Origin of the sequence: Cardinium endosymbiont of Culicoides punctatus (genome assembly GCF_004354815.1) — a bacterium.
Classification (GTDB): Bacteria; Bacteroidota; Bacteroidia; order Cytophagales; family Amoebophilaceae; genus Cardinium.
Genome location: NZ_QWJI01000011.1, coordinates 27,967 through 28,773, shown reverse-complemented (window position 1 = coordinate 28,773; position 807 = coordinate 27,967). Strand labels below are relative to the sequence as shown.

1 protein-coding gene is annotated in these 807 nt (G+C 35.6%); it reads left to right on the top strand.

The annotated features are described in order from the left end of the window. Nucleotides 1-28 precede the first annotated feature (28 nt). A partial coding sequence (locus tag CCPUN_RS04715) for an IS1634 family transposase (RefSeq protein WP_165941912.1) occupies nucleotides 29-807 on the top strand: 779 nt, incomplete at its 3' end.

Below are 807 nucleotides of genomic sequence, written 5' to 3'. Positions count from 1 at the left end.
ATTGATTATTAATTTATTTTGTATTGATATGGAAGCAAGCAGTAAAGTTCTAGATCATTTAGGTTTAGTATCTGCGACAGCAAACAACTTATCTTTGGTATCACTCATTGACGAATGTTTACCTCTTAGCAAAAACGCGAAAACTACTTATGGTCAGCGTGTATTAGCTATGATACTCAATGGACTAGGTTTTATAGATGATAGGCTATACTTATTTCCTAAATTCTTAGCGAACAAGCCAGTAGATAAATTATTAGGTCCCGGTCTTTTAGCTGAAGACTTTAATGATGATGCCTTAGGCCGTGCTCTAGATGCTATTTTCGCGTATGGTCCCCAGAAGTTATTTTCTCATATAGCGTTATCTATTGCTTTAAAATATAATTTAATCGGCAAATCAGTTCATTTAGACACTACTACCTTAAGTGTATATGGCACAGATTATGATAATCATTTAGATTCCTCTCTTTCATCTGATGCACAAGTTCCATTTCCAACTTATGGCTACGCCAAAAATAAACGCTTTGATCTTAAACAAATGACATTGCTCTTGGCCACAACAGGTTCTGCCCATTTTCCTGTTTGGATGGAAGCCCATTCTGGTAATGCATCAGATAGTAAAACCTTAGATGCAGCTGCAAGTCGATTACAACAATTTTGTAAAGCACTTAAAGAAGTTCCTGATTTACTTTATGTTGCTGATGCATCCTTTTATCCCAAATGTGTTGAACAAGGAGACCATTTATTATGGCTTACCCGAGTTCCCTCTACTATACAAGATTGTAAAACACTTTTACATCGATCAGATAT